Consider the following 18,353-nt stretch of genomic DNA (forward strand, 5'->3'; position numbering starts at 1 on the left):
CCGCCCGCGCCCCCCCCCCCGTCCCCCCCCGCCCGCCGCCCCGCCCCGGCCCCCCCCGCGCCCCCCCCCCTCCCCGCCGCCCCCCCCCCGCGACTCCGCCGGAGGTCAGTCCTTTCCGGCGGAGTCGCGGGCGGCCGTGTTCGCCCGGCCCGCGCCGAGCCTCTGCCTGACGACGGCGACCACGAGGACGAGCGCGGCGACGAGCAGCGAGAGCAGCACGGTGGTGCGCCCGTCGTGCTCGGTGTCGGTCAGCATGTAGCCGAGCACGAAGACGATCACGGCGGCGGCGGCCCAGGTCAGATACGGGAACAGCCACATCCGCACCACCAGCTTCTCCGGTGCCTCCGCCTGGATGATCCTGCGCATCCGCAGCTGGGAGAAGCAGATCACCAGCCACACGAAGAGGGCCACGGCGCCGGAGGAGTTGACGAGGAAGAGGAAGACGGAGTCCGGGAACTCGTAGTTGAAGAAGACGGCGACGAAGCCGAACACCACCGAGACCAGGATCGCCGTCCGCGGCACCCCGCGCCGGGTGGCGCGGGCGAACGTCTTCGGGGCGTCACCGCGCTCACCGAGCGAGAACGCCATGCGGGAGGCCGTGTAGAGCCCGGAGTTCAGGCAGGACAGCACGGACGTCAGGACGATGAAGTTCATGATCTGACCGGCGTGCGCGATGCCGAGCGAGTCCAGTGCGGCCACGTACGAACCCTTGTCGATGATCGACTGCGAGTCCCAGGGCAGCAGGGCGACCACGACGAAGATGGAGCCCAGGTAGAAGACGGCGATGCGCCAGATGATGCTGTTGGTCGCCTTGGTGACGGCCCGCTGCGGGTCCTCGGACTCGCCGGCGGCGAGCGTGGGGATCTCGCTGCCCATGAAGGAGAAGACGACGAGCAGTACGCCGGTGAGGACGGCCCCGGGCCCGTTCGGCAGGAACCCGCCGTGCTCGGTCAGATTGCCCAGCCCCGCCCGACCGCTGTCCACACCGGGCAGTACCCCGAACACGGCCAGCCCGCCGACGACGATGAACGCGCCGATCGCGACGACCTTGATCCCGGCGAACCAGAACTCGAACTCCCCGTAGGAGCCGACCGAGGCGAGGTTGGTGGCGGTCAGCACGACCATCACGATCAGGGCCCAGCCCCACTGGGGCACGGCCGGTATCCACCCTTCGAGGATCTTGGCACCGGCGGTCGCCTCCACGGCCAGCACGACGACCCAGAAGAACCAGTACAACCAGCCGATGGAGAACCCCGCCCAGGGCCCGAGCGCCCGGTCGGCGTGCGCGGAGAAGGAGCCCGAGGTCGGGTTGGCGGCCGACATCTCCCCGAGCATCCGCATCACCAGCACCACGAGCGTGCCGACGAGGGCGTACGAGAGGAGAATGCCGGGTCCCGCGGTGGCGATTCCCGAACTGGAACCCACGAACAGCCCTGCCCCGATGACACCGCCGATGGCGATCATCGTGAGGTGGCGGTTCTTGAGCCCGGCCTGGAGTCCGGACGCGGGTTCTCCGGGCCCCGGGGCCCCGTCGTCGGGCTTGGCCAGGGTCGGCTGCGAAGTCATGGGGGAGGCTTTCCTTTGCGCCGGTCGTGCACTTTCCCGTACGAGCGGTGTACGAGCCGGACCAGTGAAACGGAGGTGAAGGGATTCGGAAACCTCTGAATCCGGATCGTTACTTGAGCCTTCCCTGAGATTCCAAAGTTTTACGTGTCCTTTTCCTGGTCCATACCCGACGCGTCCGCCCCACGGCCCGCGTGTCACACTCGATCCATGCGCGTGTATCTCGGCTCCGACCATGCGGGCTTCGAACTCAAGAACCACCTCGTCGAGTGGCTCGAGGCGGCGGGCCACGAGCCCGTCGACTGCGGCCCGCACCTCTACGACGCCCAGGACGACTACCCGCCCTTCTGCCTGCGCGCCGCCGAGGGGACGGCCGCGGACCCCGACGCCCTCGGCATCGTGATCGGCGGCTCCGGCAACGGCGAGCAGATCGCGGCGAACAAGGTGAAGGGCGTGCGCGCGGCGCTCGCCTGGAGCGAGGAGACTGCGTCGCTGGGCCGCCGGCACAACGACGCCAACGTCGTCGCGGTCGGTGCCCGCATGCACACGCGGGAGGAGGCGACGAAGTTCGTCGAGACCTTCCTCGCCACGCCGTTCTCCGGCGACGAGCGCCACATCCGCCGCATCGACATGCTCACGTCCTACGAAACGACGGGCGACCTCCCGCCCGTCCCGCCGCACCACCCGCAGCAGTAGCACCCGCCGGTACGACGGCCACCCCCCGGCGCCGCGAGCGCCGGCGCCGGGCCGGCCCCTCCGCAGAGCCCGGAGAGCCCCGCCCCGCCGGACGGGACCGCGGGCCCGCGGGGCGGGGACACGGGCCCGCGGGGTGGGGACACGGCTCCGCCTCGCGGTGCGGGCGCGGGTCTGCGGGGGCGGGGACACGGCTCCGCCTCGCGGTGGGGGCGCGGGTCTGCGGGTGGGGACTGTACTTCGACCGGGATGGGGGCGCGGGTCTGCGGGGTGGCGACTGAACTTCGCCCCGGGCGGAGCCGCAAGTCCGCGGGGCCGGGACGGCTCCGCCGGGCGGAAGCGGGAGCCCGCGGCGCAGAAGCAGGAGCGCCGAGTGCGGACGCAAGCCGCAGGCGGCGGGTGCAGTCTCGCCGGAGTGGGACGCAAGCCCGCAGGGCGGTCCGGGACAGGCTTCGCCGGGTGGGGCGCGGGACCGCCGGGCGAGGACGCTCCGCCCGGACGGGAGGCAAGCCCCGCAGGCCGGGCGGCGAAGCAGGCCCCACAGGGGTGCAGGGGGCTAGGTCCCGGCCGGGGCCCGGCGGGGACGTCCCGGAGGAAGTCGAGCCCTTCGGCCGTCCGAGTCGGGCGGGCCGGTGGGCGAAGGCCCGAAAGGGACCCCTCCCGTGGAGTCCCGGAGGGAGTCGAGCCCTTCGGCCGTCCGAGTCGGGCGGGCCGGTGGGCGAAGGCCCGGAAAGAACACCCCGCGCACCCGAAGAACACCCCGCGGGCACAAGCCCGGGAAAGGACACCCCCGTGCCAGAGGGGCACACGATCCACAGGCTGGCCAAGGACTACACCGCCGCCTTCGCCCGGACGGCAGTCCACGTCACCAGCCCCCAGGGCAAGTTCGCGGGCTCCGCCGCCCTCCTCGACGGCACCGTCCTGGACACCGCCGACGCCCACGGCAAGCACCTCTTCCTCGGCTTCCGGGGCGCCGGCTGGGTCCACATCCACCTCGGTCTCTTCGGCAAGGTCACCTTCGGCCCCGCCCCCGCGCCCCCACCCACGGACACCGTCCGTCTCCGCCTCGCGGGCGACACCGCCTACGTGGACCTCCGCGGCCCCGCCACCTGCGCCCTGATCACGGACCCGGAGAAGCAGGCGATACACGACCGCCTCGGCCCCGACCCCCTGCGCCCCGACGCCGACCCCGGGGCCGCCCTGCGCCGGATCTCCCGCAGCCGCAGCACCATCGCCGCCCTGCTCATGGACCAGAAGGTCATCGCAGGCGTCGGCAACGTCTACCGCGCCGAGGTCCTCTTCCGCCACGGCATCGACCCGTACCGCCCCGGCAAGGACATCACCCCCGCCGAGTGGGACGCGATCTGGCAGGACCTCACCGGCCTCATGCGCGAGGGCGTCCGGAACAACCGCATCGACACCGTCCGCCCCGAACACACCCCCGAGGCCATGGGCCGCCCACCCCGCGTCGACGACCACGGCGGCGAGGTCTACGTCTACCGCCGGGCCCACCAGGCCTGCCACCTGTGCGGCGGCCCGGTCAGCACCGCGGACCTCGCCGCCCGCAACCTCTTCTGGTGCCCCACCTGCCAGAAACGGTAGGAACCCGCGCTCAAAAGCCGTGCGGCAACCACGGCGCGACGTCCGACCCGAATCCCACCGACGCCTCCGCCAGCGCCCCGGCCCGTATCTCACGCACCCTCCCGGCCGCACCGAGCGAACCGAGACTCACACCCCCGAGATACGCCGCCCCCAACTCCCGGACGGACAGGGCCAGATCCGCCGCGTCGGAGGTCCGCTCGCAGAACGCCCCCTTCGCGTCACCGCTCAGCCGCCAACGCCCCGCGTTCCAGGGGCAGAAGGCGTCCTCGACCTCGAACACCACGTCCACCGGCGCCTGGTAGGCCCGCGCCGCGAGCGCCGCCCCCACGTCCACCAGCCGTACGTACAACCCGTCCCGCAGCGTCGGCCGGCACCGCCGGATGTCCGACACCTGGTACTGCCACGCCTCGTCGACCGGCCGCCCCCGCACCGCCACGGTGGAGGTCAGGTCGACGTCGAACAGGAAGCGCCACAGCGCCGCCCCGGTCGCCGGGTCAAGCCCGGCCAGGTCGTCGAGGACCACCGTGCCCCGGGCTCCCTCGGCCCCCCAGGCCGGCCGCACCCGGAACCGCGCGTACCCGGTGACCTCGCCGTTGCGCCGGGCGACGACGCACTGCAGCGGCGAGGCCCCCGCCCGGTCGCTCTCCGGGTCCAGCAGCGCCACCCGCTCCCAGCCGGGCACCCGGGCCAGCATCCCGGGCCGTCCGGGCACCAGTCGCGCGTACACCGCCTCGCACGCGTCGAGCACGTCCGCGGGCGCCGCGTACCGCAGCCGTACGTCGTCCGTGCCGGCCGGCACCGACAGCCGGACCCGGCCCGTGTCGATCTCCGCACTCGCCTGGAAGGTCGCGGCGCCGTACCCGAACCGGCCGTAGACAGCCGGCTCGGAGGCCGTCAGTACGGCCAGCGGTTCGCCCCAGGACCGCACGTCGTCCAGCTGCCGCCGCATCATCGACGTCAGGACACCCCGGCGCCGGTGCGTGGCGGCGACGCCCACCATCGTCACCCCCGCCGCGGCCACCCGTGCGCCGCCCGGCACGGTCATCCGGAAGCCGAACGCCCCCGCCGTGCCGACGCACTCCGCGCCGTCCCAGACACCGATCGAGCGGTCGACCCGCGTCAACTCCCGGAACAGCGCCACCTCCTCGGCCGCCTCCGGCACCCCGCCGAAGGCGCGGATCAGCGTCCCGTACCAGGTGTCCCACTCGTCGCGCCGCAGTGCCCGCGGCTCCATCGTCGTCATGCCGCCGGCACCACTCGTGGACCGTTCCATGGACCATGCGTACCAGGGCCGGACGGAGAGGGGCGAGGGAATTTCGACAGGGGTGCGGCGCGACGGCCGTTCGTGAAGTTCACTGTGAAGTCCGGCCTCGGACGGGGGACAAGTGGGGCCTCCCGTGCCAAGTGGCCGGTCCGATGGATAGGGTCCCGAACTAATGGCAGCAGGACGACAGCGGCGCGCGGAAGCCGAGACGTTCACGGCCCGGTGGAAGAAGCAGTGGCACCGGGCCCGCGTCGGCGTGCGCAGATCCGCCGTCGACTACTTCCGCGGCGACGGCTCGGACTGGATCGCGCTCGCCGGACTGCTGCTGACGATCCCCGTCATCGCCGCCACCACGATGGTCAACTCCGTGTGGTGCTCACCGTCCGCACTGGTCCTGCCCATCGTCGCGGGCGGCCTGCTGCTGCGCCCGGCGAGCCTGCTCGGCCTGTACGCGGCGGCGGCCACCGCGCTGATCGTGGAGTCGGTGCAGCTGGGCCCGTACACCGAGGGCCCGGCCCGGGTCACCCCGGGCGTGGTCCTCGTCGTCGCGGCCTCCGGATTCTTCGGGCTCCTCGTCGCCCAGTTCCGCAGCCGGGTCGGCGTGCCCTGGCGGCGCGGCGGCACCATGCTCTTCGACCTGCGCGAACGCATCCGCGTCCAGAGCAAGCTGCCCCAGCTGCCGAAGGGCTGGCACCGGGAGATGGCGCTGCGCCCGGCCGGCGGCCAGTCCTTCTCCGGCGACTTCGTCGTCGCGGCCCGCACGAACGGCGGCCGCACGCTGGAGGTGGTCCTCACCGACGTCTCCGGCAAGGGCATGGACGCGGCCTCACGCGCCCTGCTGCTGTCGGGTGCCTTCGGCGGACTGCTCGGCAGCCTGCCCCCGCACGCGTTCCTGCCGGCCGCCAACGGCTACCTGCTCCGCCAGGACTGGGACGAGGGCTTCGCCACCTCCATCCACCTCGTCCTCGACCTCGACTCCGGCGACTACGAGCTGTACTCCGCCGGACACCCCCCGGGGCTCCAGCTCAGCGCGGGCACCGGCCGCTGGGAGGAGAAGTCGGCCGAGGGACCGCTCCTGGGCGTGTACGACGGTGCGCAGTTCGACCAGGTGAAGGGCTCACTGCGAGCCGGGGACGTGCTGATGCTGTTCACGGACGGCCTGGTGGAGACCTCCGAACGGGACATCGCCGAGGGCATGGACCGCCTCACCGGCGAGGCCGACCGCTATGTCGCCGGCGGTTTCCACGGTGCCGCCTGGCATCTGATCGAGGCGGTGGCCAAGGACGTCAACGACGACCGGGCGCTGCTGCTGATCTGCCGGGAGGGCCCGACGGCCCACTCCGCGACGATGGCGGACTGAGGGCCTCCGCCGACACACTGGTCCCCATGCCCCACGACACCGCGCCCGACGCACCGCCATCCGTCCCGCCGCTCTCCCCGGCCGAGGCCGAGGCCGCCGCCCGCGCCGCCCACGCCGGGCAGACCGACAAGGCGGGCCGGCCTTACACGGAACATCTGCGTGCCGTCGCCGAGGGTGTGCGGCGGCGCGGCGGCGACGACGAACAGATCGCGGCGGCCTGGCTGCACGACGCAGTCGAGGACGACGCGCTGACCGAGGAGTGGCTGTCCGAGGCGCCGCTGAGCCGCCGTACCAAGGACATCGTCCTCGCCCTCACCAAGCGGGCGGGGGAGCCGCCCGAGGCGTACGCCGCGCGGATCCTCGCCACCCCGGGCGCGCCGCTGGTCAAGGAGGCGGACCTGGCGCACAACGCCGACCCCGCGCGGCTCGCCGTCCTCGACGAGGCCACCCGCGCCCGGCTGACCGAGAAGTACACGCGGATGCGCGCACTTCTCGGCCTGGGCTGATCGTGATGCACGGTTTTAGACGGACACCTTCTCGCCGCTGCCGCTGCCGCTGGGTGCGGCGGGTGCGGTGGAGGTCGTCTCGCGAGCCTCGGTCTTCTCCCCCTTCCCGCCGCCCCCGGCGGCCTCGCCGGGTTCCCGCTTGAAGGCCCAGTCCATCCTCGGCTCGACCACGTACCGCATGACCCGCTGAACGGGCTTGGTGCACAACAGGGTGATGACGGCGGCGCCCAGGACGGTGAGTCCGATCTCGCCGAGCGGCCGGTCCAGGACGGGATGCTCGAACCAGCCCGCGTAGGTGCCCTCCTTCACCAGGAAGCCGTGCAGCAAATAGCCGTAGATGGTGCCGGCGCCGAGCGCCGTGAACCACATGCGACGGCCGGGCACCCAGGCGAAGAAGCACGCGGTCAGCACCACGGAGCAACCGAAGAGCGCGAGCGTCAGGACGGGCCCGGACCACCAGGGAGCGACCGTGTCCTGCACAGCGGCGTTGCGGTAGAACCAGCCGGTCTCCATGCGCGGCACCGACCACCAGGCGATCAGCAGCGCCGCCGCGACCACCGGCACGGACAGGAGCCGCACCGAGCGGCGCCGCACCAGCCGGAAGTGCTCGGGACGCAGCACCAGACCCAGCACGAAGCACGGCAGGAACTGCAGCACCCGCTGCATGTTCAGGTCGTTGTCGACGGTCGGCGTCACGGAGGCCAGCGCGGCGATGGCCAGGGCGATCGGGAGCGGCCAACGGACCGTCCGCCAGACGGGGGTGGTCAGCCGCCAGACGAACAGCGCGCACAGGAACCACAGAAGATAGGTGGGATCCAGCAGGCTGAAGTCGCTCTGCGGGTCCTCGCCGGCGCGGCGGTGCAGCGTGTAGGCGACCTCGAATACGAGGTACGGGACGGCGACACCGGTGATCAGCCGTTTGACGCGCCGAGGGCTCAGATCGAAACCGCGCGAGAAGTAGCCGGAGACGACGATGAACGCCGGCATGTGGAACGTGTACAGAACCCGGTAGCAGGCCTCCACGGCCGGGTTCCCGTCCAGGATCTGTCCCCAGGCGTGCCCCACACCGACCAGCACGATCGCCAGGTACTTGGCGTTGTCGAAGAACGCGTCGCGCTGCCGGGCCGACGGGGCGCGCGCCGACTGCCGTGACCGCTGGGTCTGCTGATCCGGTGGGGACGGCGGCTTCCGGTCGCCGTGAGGTCGCAGCGAGCTAGTCATGCAACCCCCCGCCGAAAACCCGGCGAGTTGTCACGGGACCTCGCTGCTCTGACGGGGGACGAGGCAGCGTAGAACATCTGAGGCACCCTAGCGTTACCCGCGTGATTCCGTAAAACCCTCGACGTCATTCCTGCATTCGCGTCCCGAGTGCCTTGTGGCTGCCTCCGTATTCCGGGAAATCGGCCCCACGGTCGCGTGAGGGCCCCGACGACCCGCGAGCGGCGCCGTCGACAGAGGCGCCACTCACCGCCCCCACTTGTCACGACTCATCGTGACTAAAAACCGCACAAGCCCGAAGGGTGACCTCACTGAATGTCCACTTCAACGCACTCAAGGACCTCCGGGGGGACCCTGTGATCCCTCTGTGATCTCCCTGTGATGGGCTCGCGGAGGTGCCCGCCGATGTCTCCGCCGGTGTGTCCCCCACGACAATTCGAATTACCTGCGAACGCCTTGTGTGGGCATGGAAACGAAATGGCCGGAATTCCCCGTACGGGTGTCCTGTCGAAATTCTGTGCGGGGTGTGATGGTGGGTGCGCCCGCGTGCGCGGGGAGCGTGCCGTCCGGCGAGCCGGCCGGACGATGTGTCACCCGCCGCATAGCGGGGCCCGGTTGGTGGCACGATGGTCCTGGCGGGGGTGTGCGGTGCCGCACCTCCGGGCCGGGAGCGGACCGACCTAGGGTGTGATCAGTTGTGGCCATTTCACTGTCAGTGGTGCTGCTGTTGGCGATCATCCTGGTGGTGCTGCTGCGGGGAGGCTCCATCAAGGCGGGGCCGGCGATCGTCGCGGTCCTCTTCGGCTTCTTCCTGGCCTCGACCGGCATGGCCGACGACATCCAGCGCTTCCTGGACTCGATAGCCGACATGGTCAACTCGATCCAGTTCTAGGCCGCGCGTTCCGGTCCCGGACCCGCACGAAGACCTCCGGCCCGATCCCCTGGGGGAACCGGGCCGGAGGCCTTCTCGGAGCGGGCGACGGGAATCGAACCCGCGTAGCTAGTTTGGAAGACTAGGGCTCTACCATTGAGCTACGCCCGCACACCGCGCGCCGCAGGTCGGTGACCGCGGCACTGCAGGCATCCTAGCGGGTCGCCACCCCTCACCGCACACCCCTTCCGGTCCGCGCCGGACCTTCACGGACGCGCGGGAAACTCTGAGGCCCCCGGTGCCCGGCGGCATGTACCCTACGTGTCGCACCAGACGGGGTGTGGCGCAGCTTGGTAGCGCGTCCGCTTTGGGAGCGGAAGGCCGTGGGTTCAAATCCCGCCACCCCGACCATCATCGACCACCCATCGCCGATCGACTCGACGAGCACGAGTGATCGCCTTTTGGGCCGTGTAGTCGCTGCCGTTACTATGCAAGCTGCACGCCCGTGTGTCTCAGCGTCTGAAGTCTCCGGGCGGCGAAACCTGCCGGACACCCTCTGGTTCCGGCAGAACCCAAGAAGTCAGCCACCAAGGAGACCGAACCGTGAAGAGCGCCGTGGAGACCCTGAACCCGACCCGGGTTCGGCTCACTGTCGAGGTGCCCTTCGAGGAGCTCAAGGACAGCCTCGACGCGGCGTACAAGAAGATCAACCAGCAGGTCACGGTGAAGGGCTTCCGCAAGGGCAAGATCCCGGCCCGGATCATCGACCAGCGGTTCGGCCGCGGTGCGGTGCTGGAGGAAGCGGTCAACGACGCGCTTCCCAAGTTCTACACCGACGCGGTCAACGAGGCCGAGCTGAACCCGCTCGGCCAGCCCGAGGTCGACATCACGGAGCTGAAGGACGGCGAGACGCTGAACTTCACCGCCGAGGTCGACATCCGCCCGGCCATCGAGATCCCGGACTACTCCGGCATCGAGGTCGAGGTCGACGCCGTCGAGGTCAGCGACGAAGACGTCGAGAAGGCGGTGGAGCAGCTGCGCGAGCGCTTCGCCTCCACCTCCCCGGTCGAGCGCGCCGCCGAGGACGGCGACGTGCTCACCCTGGACCTGCGGGCCAAGGTCGACGGCGAGGTCCTCGAGGACGGCGTCGCCGACGGCGTGTCCTACACCATCGGCTCCGGCGAGCTGCTCGACGGCATCGACGACGCCGTGAAGGGCCTGGAGGCCGGTGGCGAGGCCACCTTCGCCTCCGAGCTCAAGGGCGGCTCGGCGGCCGGCAAGGAGGCCGAGGTCACCGTCAAGGTCACCCAGGTCGCCGCGCGCGAGCTGCCCGAGCTGGACGACGACTTCGCGCAGCTCGCGTCGGAGTTCGACACGCTGGAGGAGCTGAAGGCCGACAGCCGCAAGCGCCTGGCCAGCACCAAGCAGTACGACCAGGCCACGCAGGCCCAGGAGCGCGTCCTGGACAAGCTGCTCGAACTGGTCGAGGTCCCGGTCCCCGAGAAGCTCCTCGAGGACGAGGTCAACACCCGCAAGCACAACCTCGAGCACCACCAGCTCGGCCAGATGGGTCTCGACCTCGAGAAGTACCTGGAGCTCCAGGGCAAGACCGCCGAGGAGTTCGAGACCGAGACCCGCGAGGCCGCGGTCAAGGGCATCAAGACCCAGTTCGTCCTCGACGAGCTGGTCAAGCTGGAGAAGCTCAACGTCAGCCAGGAAGAGCTGACCGAGCACCTCATGCGCCGCGCCGCCTCCTCCGGCATGTCCCCCGACCAGTTCGCCCAGGCCGTCGTCGAGCAGGGCCAGGTCCCGCTCCTCGTCGGCGAGGTCGCCCGCGGCAAGGCCCTGGCCGCCGTGGTCGAGAAGGCCACGGTCAAGGACACCAACGGCGAGATCGTCGACCTGGACGACGAGGAGGACGAGGAGACGGAGGCCACCGAGGCCGCCGCCGACTCCACCGAGTCCGCCGACTCCACCGGGTCCACCGAGTCCGGTGAAGACAAGGCCGGGGAGAAGACCGAGGGCTGATCCCTCGCGCCGTCCCCCGACGGATGTGGAACGGGCCCCGGACGTCTGACGCCGGGGCCCGTTTCGGCATACGGCCGGAAAGCCCAGCCGCAGGTGCGGCTAACCGCGCGAGCAACCACAATGGGTCCGCACCCGGCGACGAGCGCGCAGCGCGACGGCGAGCGCCGCAACCGCCCCCCGCGGAGCTCTACGCCCCCGGCGAACACCCGCGGAACCGGGATGGCACCGCAGGGTCACCGCGTTAGGGTCCATGAATACGAGGGCAGGGGAGTCCCCGAAAGCGGCTCCAGCCCCGCAGCGAAACGTGAGACGGCCCCGGCGCCGTCGTAAGACGAGCAGGTGGATACGTGACGAATCTGATGCCCTCAGCCGCCGGCGAGCCCTCCATCGGTGGCGGCCTCGGTGACCAGGTGTACAACCGACTGCTCGGCGAGCGGATCATCTTCCTCGGCCAGCCGGTCGACGACGACATCGCCAACAAGATCACCGCACAGCTGCTGCTCCTTGCCTCCGACCCGGAGAAGGACATCTACCTGTACATCAACAGCCCCGGCGGTTCGATCACGGCCGGCATGGCGATCTACGACACCATGCAGTACATCAAGAACGACGTGGTGACCATCGCCATGGGCCTGGCGGCCTCCATGGGTCAGTTCCTGCTCAGCGCGGGCACCCCCGGCAAGCGCTTCGCGCTGCCGAACGCCGAGATCCTGATCCACCAGCCCTCGGCCGGCCTGGCCGGTTCCGCCTCGGACATCAAGATCCACGCCGAGCGGCTGCTGCACACCAAGAAGCGCATGGCCGAGCTGACCTCCCAGCACACCGGCCAGACGATCGAGCAGATCACCCGCGACTCGGACCGCGACCGCTGGTTCGACGCCTTCGAGGCCAAGGAGTACGGCCTCATCGACGACGTGATGACGACGGCCGCCGGTATGCCGGGCGGCGGCGGCACCGGGGCCTGAGCCCTCTGCGGCCCCCAGCGGGGGTCCCAGCGCGCCCCAGCCAGCCCCCGGCCGACCGCCTCAGCCCCTTTCCAGGAGACACTGTGAACGACTTCCCCGGCAGCGGTCTGTACGACCGCTCGCGTGCCGAGTACACCGGCCCGTCCGCCGAGTCCCGCTACGTGATCCCGCGCTTCGTCGAGCGCACCTCGCAGGGCGTGCGCGAGTACGACCCGTACGCGAAGCTCTTCGAGGAGCGCGTGATCTTCCTCGGCGTCCAGATCGACGACGCCTCCGCCAACGACGTCATGGCGCAGCTGCTGTGCCTGGAGTCGATGGACCCCGACCGGGACATCTCGGTCTACATCAACAGCCCCGGCGGCTCCTTCACGGCGCTCACGGCCATCTACGACACGATGCAGTACGTGAAGCCGGACGTCCAGACGGTCTGCATGGGCCAGGCCGCCTCCGCCGCCGCCGTCCTGCTCGCCGCCGGCACGCCGGGCAAGCGCATGGCGCTCCCGAACGCCCGCGTGCTGATCCACCAGCCGTACAGCGAGACCGGCCGCGGCCAGGTCTCCGACCTGGAGATCGCCGCCAACGAGATCCTCCGGATGCGTTCGCAGCTGGAGGAGATGCTGGCCAAGCACTCCACCACGCCGGTCGAGAAGATCCGCGAGGACATCGAGCGCGACAAGATCCTCACGGCCGAGGACGCACTCAGCTACGGACTGATCGACCAGATCATCACCACCCGGAAGATGGACAACTCCTCTCTCCGCTAGGCGGGAGGCTGTATCGTCTGCCGCTCCTTGGCACGGTTTGACGCGGTTCACGTCAAAGCGAACCGTGCCAAGGGGGGCCCGGACGAGGGGCCCGGCAAGGTACCGTCGGACATAAGGCAGCACCAGGAGTCCGCTGGACGTTGACGTGACGTCGACGTCCAGGAGTCTCCCAGGCGAAGGGGAAGCACACCGTGGCACGCATCGGTGACGGCGGAGATCTGCTCAAGTGCTCGTTCTGCGGGAAGAGCCAGAAGCAGGTCAAGAAGCTCATCGCAGGGCCCGGTGTGTACATCTGCGACGAGTGCATCGACCTCTGCAACGAGATCATCGAGGAAGAGCTGGCGGAGACCAGCGAGGTGCGCTGGGAGGAACTCCCGAAGCCCCGCGAGATCTACGAGTTCCTCGAGGGCTACGTGGTCGGCCAGGAGGCGGCCAAGAAGGCCCTCTCCGTCGCTGTGTACAACCACTACAAGCGGGTCCAGGCCGGTGAGAACGGCGGCGCCCAGGGCCGCGAGGACGCCATCGAGTTGGCGAAGTCCAACATCCTCCTGCTGGGCCCCACGGGCTCCGGCAAGACCCTCCTCGCCCAGACCCTGGCGCGCATGCTGAACGTTCCGTTCGCGATCGCCGACGCCACGGCGCTCACCGAGGCGGGGTACGTCGGCGAGGACGTCGAGAACATCCTGCTCAAGCTGATCCAGGCCGCCGACTACGACGTCAAGAAGGCCGAGACCGGGATCATCTACATCGACGAGATCGACAAGGTCGCGAGGAAGAGTGAGAACCCCTCCATCACGCGCGACGTGTCGGGCGAGGGCGTTCAGCAGGCCCTGCTGAAGATCCTGGAGGGCACCACGGCCTCGGTCCCGCCCCAGGGCGGCCGCAAGCACCCGCACCAGGAGTTCATCCAGATCGACACGACGAACGTCCTGTTCATCGTGGGCGGCGCCTTCGCGGGCCTGGAGAAGATCATCGAGGGCCGGGCCGGCGCCAAGGGCATCGGCTTCGGCGCGCAGATCCGCTCCAAGCGGGAGATCGAGTCCAAGGACCAGTTCGAGCAGGTCATGCCGGAGGACCTGGTCAAGTTCGGCATGATCCCCGAGTTCATCGGCCGCCTGCCCGTCATCACCTCGGTCCACAACCTCGACCGCGAGGCGCTCCTCCAGATCCTGGTCGAGCCGCGCAACGCGCTCGTCAAGCAGTACGAGCGCCTCTTCGAACTCGACGGCGTGGAGCTGGACTTCGAGCGAGAGGCCCTGGAAGCCATCGCCGACCAGGCCATCCTCCGCCAGACCGGCGCTCGCGGCCTTCGCGCCATCATGGAGGAAGTCCTCCAGGGCGTCATGTACGAGGTCCCCTCCCGCAAGGACGTCGCCCGCGTCGTCATCACGGCCGACGTGGTCCTCTCCAACGTCAACCCGACGCTCATCCCCCGGGATTCGCGGGGGCGCGGCCCGGGCGAGCAGAAGACGGCGTAACCGCCGCCGCCCGCCCGTCCCGTACGTGGCACGAACGACGAAGGGGCCCCGGTCGACCGACCGGGGCCCCTTCGATGTCATGCGATGTCATGCGATGTCATGCGATGCCATGCGACGTCGCGCGGGGTCGCGCGCGGCGTCAGGCCTTGACGCGGATCTCCTTGCGGAGCTTGGTGGTGATGTCGACGGCCACGTCCTTCGTCACGCCCTTGGTGGCGTCACCGGGGGAGACCAGCGCGATCGTGCTGTAGTCGGCCCAGGCGCAGATCCAGTCGGTCTTCTGCTTCTTGGTGACCGGGTTCTTGCCCTTGACGCCCTGGCACTTCATGGCCGCGCCGTCCAGGTCGACCGACTCGGGCTCGCCGACGATCTCGCCGCCACCGCCGGTCTCCGACTTGGAGGACGCGTTCTTCTCGGACTCCTTCTTGAACTCGGCGAAGAACTTGTCGAGTACGGCCTCCGGTTCGGAGATCTTCCCGTAGGCACCGATGTAGGTGATCCCCTTGGCCGTCGCCATCTCGGCGGCGTCGGGCGCGGTGCTCGGGTCCGAGGGGTCGTAACCGGTCAGGTCGGCCGTGGTGTAGAAGCCGGTCACGCTCGTGCCGTCCTCGACCCCGCTCTTCTTCAGGTCCTCGACGGTGTCCTTGTCCGACTCGGCGCCCTCCTCGCTGGCGCGCTTGTAGTCCGTGAGGACCGTGGCCGGCGTCGTCAGCTTGTGCGCGCCGTCGTCCTCCAGGCCGCCCGCGCCGCCGCCCCCGCCCAGCACGAAGTACGCGCCCACGCCGATCGCCGCCACGACCGCCACCGCGCCGATGACGAGACCGGCCTTCTTCTTGCCGCCGCCCGGCGCCGGGGGCTGCGCCATGCCGTACGGCGGCTGGCCCGGCGGCTGCTGGCCGTAGGGAGGCTGTTGACCGTACGGGGGCTGCTGGCCGTAGGGAGGGGTCTGCGGCGGGACGCCGCCCTGCTGGGGCTGGGGCTGGGGCGGGTAGCCGTAGCCCGGCTGCGGGGGAGGCGTCTGCTGGGGGTAGCCATAGCCGGGCTGGGGAGCCTGCGGCGGCTGCTGGCCGTACGGCCCCGGCTGCCCGTACGGGCCCTGCTGGCCGTGTGGTCCGGGCTGCTGAGGTTGTCCGCCGTACGGGCCCGGCTGGTTGTGACTCATTCCTGGGTTCCCCTCCAGATGTCTACGTGGTCCCGACATCCTCACCCAGACCTGGCGTGCGCAGGTCACCGGGGGCCGCACCGTTACGAACGAAACGCGTTTCGGGACAGGGTCGTGACGCCCGTAAACTGACCCCCGTGACCGAGAACTCTCAGCAGCCGCAGCCAGCGCCCACCACCGAACTGCCGACCCAGTACACGCCGGCCGAGGTAGAGGGGCAGCTGTACGAGCGCTGGGTGGAACGGGGTTACTTCGAGGCCGACGCGAAGAGCGACAAGCCGCCGTACACCGTCGTCATCCCGCCGCCGAACGTCACCGGCAGCCTGCACCTCGGGCACGCCTTCGAGCACACGCTCATCGACGCGCTCACCCGCCGCAAGCGCATGCAGGGCTTCGAGACGCTGTGGCAGCCCGGCATGGACCACGCCGGCATCGCCACGCAGAACGTCGTCGAGCGGGAGCTGGCCAAGGAGGGCAGGTCCCGGCACGACCTCGGCCGGGAGACCTTCGTCGAGCGGGTCTGGCAGTGGAAGAGCGAGTCCGGCGGGCAGATCGGCGGCCAGATGCGCCGCCTCGGCGACGCCGTCGCCTGGTCCCGTGAGCGCTTCACGATGGACGAGGGCCTCTCCCAGGCCGTCCAGACCATCTTCAAGCGGCTCTACGACGACGAGCTGATCTACCGCGCCGAGCGCATCATCAACTGGTGCCCGAGGTGTCTGACGGCCATCTCGGACATCGAGGTCGAGTACCAGGACGACGACGGCGAGCTGGTCTCCATGAAGTACGGGGAGGGGGACGAGACGATCGTCGTCGCCACCACCCGCGCGGAGACCATGCTCGGTGACACGGCCGTCGCCGTCCACCCCGAGGACGAGCGCTACAGGCACCTCGTCGGCAAGCTCATCAAGCTGCCGCTGACCGGCCGTTCGATCCCCGTCGTCGCGGACGAGCACGTCGACCCCGAGTTCGGCACCGGCGCCGTCAAGGTGACGCCCGCCCACGACCCGAACGACTTCGAGATCGGCCGGCGCCACGACCTGCCCGCCGTCGCGGTCATGGACGAGCACGCCGTCATCACCGCCCACGGCCCCTTCCAGGGCCTCGACCGTCTTGAGGCCCGCTCCGCCATCGTCGCCGCGCTGCGCGCGGAGGGCCGGATCGTCGCCGAGAAGCGGCCCTACGTCCACTCCGTCGGCCACTGCTCGCGCTGCAAGACCACCATCGAGCCGCGCCTGTCCATGCAGTGGTGGGTCAAGGTCGGTCCGCTCGCGAAGGCGGCCGGTGACGCCGTCCGCGACGGACGCGTCAAGATCCATCCGCAGGAGATGGAGAAGCGCTACTTCGACTGGGTCGACAACCTCCACGACTGGTGCATCTCGCGCCAGCTGTGGTGGGGCCACCGCATCCCCGTCTGGTACGGCCCCGACGGCGAGGTCGTCTGCGTCGGCCCCGACGAGGAACCGCCGAGCGGCGCGGGCTGGTATCAGGACTCCGACGTGCTGGACACCTGGTTCTCGTCCGGCCTGTGGCCGTTCTCCACCCTCGGCTGGCCCGAGCAGACCGAGTCGCTCGCGAAGTTCTACCCGAACTCCGTCCTGGTCACCGGCTACGACATCCTCTTCTTCTGGGTCGCCCGGATGATGATGTTCGGCCTCTACGCGATGGACGGCACCCCGCCGTTCCACACCATCGCCCTGCACGGCATGGTCCGTGACCAGAACGGCAAGAAGATGTCCAAGTCCTTCGGAAACGTGGTGAACCCGCTGGACTGGATGGACAAGTACGGCTCCGACGCGCTCCGCTTCACCCTCGCGCGCGGCGCCAACCCGGGCGTCGACGTCCCCATCGGCGAGGACTGGGTCCAGGGCTCGCGCAACTTCGCCAACAAGATCTGGAACGCCACCCGCTTCGCGCTGATGAACGGCGCGACGGTCGAGGGCCCGCTGCCCGACGCCTCGCGGATGTCGTCCACGGACCGGTGGATCCTCTCCCGCCTCAACTCGGTCGTCGCCGAGGTCGACGCGTACTACGAGGACTACCAGTTCGCGAAGCTGTCCGACGCCCTGTTCCACTTCGCCTGGGACGAGGTCTTCGACTGGTACGTCGAGCTGTCCAAGACCACCTTCCAGGCGGGCGGCGAGCCCGCCGAGGTCAGCAAGCGCGTCCTCGGCGAGGTCCTGGACGTGACGCTGCGGCTGCTGCACCCGGTCGTCCCCTTCGTCACGGAGGCCCTGTGGACCACCCTCACCGGTGGTGAGTCGGTCGTGATCGCCTCCTGGCCGTCCGACTCGGGCTTCCGGGACGCCGGCGCCGAGCGGGAGATCGAGACCGTCCAGTCGGTGATCACCGAGGTCCGCCGCTTCCGCGCCGACCAGGGGCTCCAGCCCGGCCAGCGGGTTCCGGCCCGGCTGACCCTGGAGGGCAGCGCTCTCGCGGCCCACGAGGCGGCCGTCCGGCAGCTGCTGCGGCTCCAGCCGGAGGGCGGGTCCTTCGCGGCGACGGCGACGCTGCCGGTCGCCGGGTTCGAGGTCGCCCTCGACCTCTCGGGTGTGATCGACTTCGCCGCCGAGCGCAAGCGGCTGGCCAAGGACCTCGCCGCCGCCGAGAAGGAGAAGGCCCAGGCGGGCGCCAAGCTCGGCAACGAGGCGTTCCTCGCCAAGGCGCCGGATCACGTCGTGGACAAGATCCGGGGCCGGCTGGTGAAGGCGGACGAGGACATCGCCCGCATCCAGGCCCAGCTGGAGAAGCTGCCGCAGGCGTAGGCCTCCGGGCCCCGTCGGTGAAGGCCCCGGGAGCCCGCTCGGCTCCCGGGGCCTTCGGCCGCCGCGGGGCGGGTCGCGCACCCGGCGCCGACGGGGTGCCGCCGCGCCCGCCCGTGC

General features: G+C 70.4%; 14 protein-coding genes and 2 tRNA genes. 11 read left to right on the forward strand and 5 right to left on the reverse strand.

Annotation, left to right across the window (positions count from 1 at the left end; all coding sequences use genetic code 11):
• Nucleotides 1–105: 105 nt before the first annotated feature.
• Nucleotides 106–1,566: an amino acid permease gene (locus ACGFYH_RS00230; RefSeq protein WP_393800870.1), complete on the reverse strand. Its 1,461-nt coding sequence runs from the start codon at nt 1,564–1,566 to the stop codon at nt 106–108.
• 207 nt (nt 1,567–1,773) lie between these two features.
• Here ACGFYH_RS00230 and ACGFYH_RS00235 point away from each other — a divergent pair, with 207 nt between their 5' ends.
• Nucleotides 1,774–2,259, forward strand: coding sequence for a ribose-5-phosphate isomerase (locus ACGFYH_RS00235; protein WP_393800871.1), 486 nt, complete (start codon nt 1,774–1,776; stop codon nt 2,257–2,259).
• Between the two features lie 789 nt (nt 2,260–3,048).
• Entirely contained in the window at nt 3,049–3,858 is an 810-nt protein-coding gene (locus ACGFYH_RS00240; RefSeq protein ID WP_393800872.1) for an Fpg/Nei family DNA glycosylase, read from the forward strand.
• A 10-nt stretch (nt 3,859–3,868) separates the two neighbouring features.
• Here the strand turns inward: ACGFYH_RS00240 and ACGFYH_RS00245 are convergent, their stop codons facing one another.
• Nucleotides 3,869–5,131: a GNAT family N-acetyltransferase gene (locus tag ACGFYH_RS00245; RefSeq protein ID WP_393800873.1), complete on the reverse strand. Its 1,263-nt coding sequence runs from the start codon at nt 5,129–5,131 to the stop codon at nt 3,869–3,871.
• A 163-nt stretch (nt 5,132–5,294) separates the two neighbouring features.
• Between ACGFYH_RS00245 and ACGFYH_RS00250 the strand changes: the two genes are divergently transcribed.
• Together ACGFYH_RS00250 and ACGFYH_RS00255 are read left to right on the forward strand one after the other, a co-directional pair.
• Nucleotides 5,295–6,482 carry a PP2C family protein-serine/threonine phosphatase gene (locus tag ACGFYH_RS00250; protein ID WP_393800874.1) on the forward strand — a complete coding sequence of 396 codons (1,188 nt, stop codon included), beginning with the start codon at nt 5,295–5,297 and terminating at the stop codon, nt 6,480–6,482.
• A 26-nt stretch (nt 6,483–6,508) separates the two neighbouring features.
• Nucleotides 6,509–6,988: an HD domain-containing protein gene (locus ACGFYH_RS00255; RefSeq protein WP_393800875.1), complete on the forward strand. Its 480-nt coding sequence runs from the start codon at nt 6,509–6,511 to the stop codon at nt 6,986–6,988.
• Nucleotides 6,989–7,003: 15 nt separating this feature from the next.
• On the opposite strand, the gene ACGFYH_RS00260 is transcribed toward ACGFYH_RS00255, so the two are convergent.
• Complete coding sequence (locus ACGFYH_RS00260) at nt 7,004–8,209, reverse strand: acyltransferase family protein (protein ID WP_393800876.1); 1,206 nt, start codon at nt 8,207–8,209, stop codon at nt 7,004–7,006.
• Between the two features lie 694 nt (nt 8,210–8,903).
• Between ACGFYH_RS00260 and ACGFYH_RS00265 the strand changes: the two genes are divergently transcribed.
• On the forward strand, nt 8,904–9,098 hold the full coding sequence (locus ACGFYH_RS00265) for a hypothetical protein (RefSeq protein WP_007449834.1): 195 nt from the start codon (nt 8,904–8,906) through the stop codon (nt 9,096–9,098).
• Nucleotides 9,099–9,177: 79 nt separating this feature from the next.
• Here ACGFYH_RS00265 and ACGFYH_RS00270 read toward each other — a convergent pair.
• Nucleotides 9,178–9,248 (reverse strand) — tRNA-Gly (locus ACGFYH_RS00270).
• Between the two features lie 163 nt (nt 9,249–9,411).
• Between ACGFYH_RS00270 and ACGFYH_RS00275 the strand changes: the two genes are divergently transcribed.
• The 5 genes from ACGFYH_RS00275 to clpX all read left to right on the forward strand — a co-directional run bounded on the left by ACGFYH_RS00275 (nt 9,412) and on the right by clpX (nt 14,312).
• A tRNA-Pro gene (locus ACGFYH_RS00275) sits at nt 9,412–9,488 on the forward strand.
• Nucleotides 9,489–9,680: 192 nt separating this feature from the next.
• Nucleotides 9,681–11,105: a trigger factor gene (gene tig / locus ACGFYH_RS00280; RefSeq protein WP_393800877.1), complete on the forward strand. Its 1,425-nt coding sequence runs from the start codon at nt 9,681–9,683 to the stop codon at nt 11,103–11,105.
• Between the two features lie 359 nt (nt 11,106–11,464).
• Nucleotides 11,465–12,070, forward strand: a complete 606-nt coding sequence (locus ACGFYH_RS00285) for an ATP-dependent Clp protease proteolytic subunit (protein WP_393801497.1) — start codon at nt 11,465–11,467, stop codon at nt 12,068–12,070.
• 83 nt (nt 12,071–12,153) lie between these two features.
• Nucleotides 12,154–12,834, forward strand: a complete 681-nt coding sequence (locus tag ACGFYH_RS00290; protein WP_052838146.1) for an ATP-dependent Clp protease proteolytic subunit — start codon at nt 12,154–12,156, stop codon at nt 12,832–12,834.
• 191 nt (nt 12,835–13,025) lie between these two features.
• Nucleotides 13,026–14,312 carry an ATP-dependent Clp protease ATP-binding subunit ClpX gene (gene clpX, locus ACGFYH_RS00295; protein WP_053130824.1) on the forward strand — a complete coding sequence of 429 codons (1,287 nt, stop codon included), beginning with the start codon at nt 13,026–13,028 and terminating at the stop codon, nt 14,310–14,312.
• A gap of 139 nt (nt 14,313–14,451) precedes the next feature.
• Here clpX and ACGFYH_RS00300 read toward each other — a convergent pair whose 3' ends face one another.
• Nucleotides 14,452–15,474 carry a hypothetical protein gene (locus tag ACGFYH_RS00300; RefSeq protein WP_393800878.1) on the reverse strand — a complete coding sequence of 341 codons (1,023 nt, stop codon included), beginning with the start codon at nt 15,472–15,474 and terminating at the stop codon, nt 14,452–14,454.
• 137 nt (nt 15,475–15,611) lie between these two features.
• Here ACGFYH_RS00300 and ACGFYH_RS00305 point away from each other — a divergent pair, with 137 nt between their 5' ends.
• Nucleotides 15,612–18,236 (forward strand): valine--tRNA ligase, encoded by a 2,625-nt coding sequence (locus ACGFYH_RS00305; protein ID WP_393800879.1) that lies wholly within the window; start codon nt 15,612–15,614, stop codon nt 18,234–18,236.
• The last annotated feature ends 117 nt before the right edge of the window (nt 18,237–18,353 follow it).

Source organism: Streptomyces sp. NPDC048392, from assembly GCF_043200575.1.
Lineage (GTDB): Bacteria > Actinomycetota > Actinomycetes > Streptomycetales > Streptomycetaceae > Streptomyces.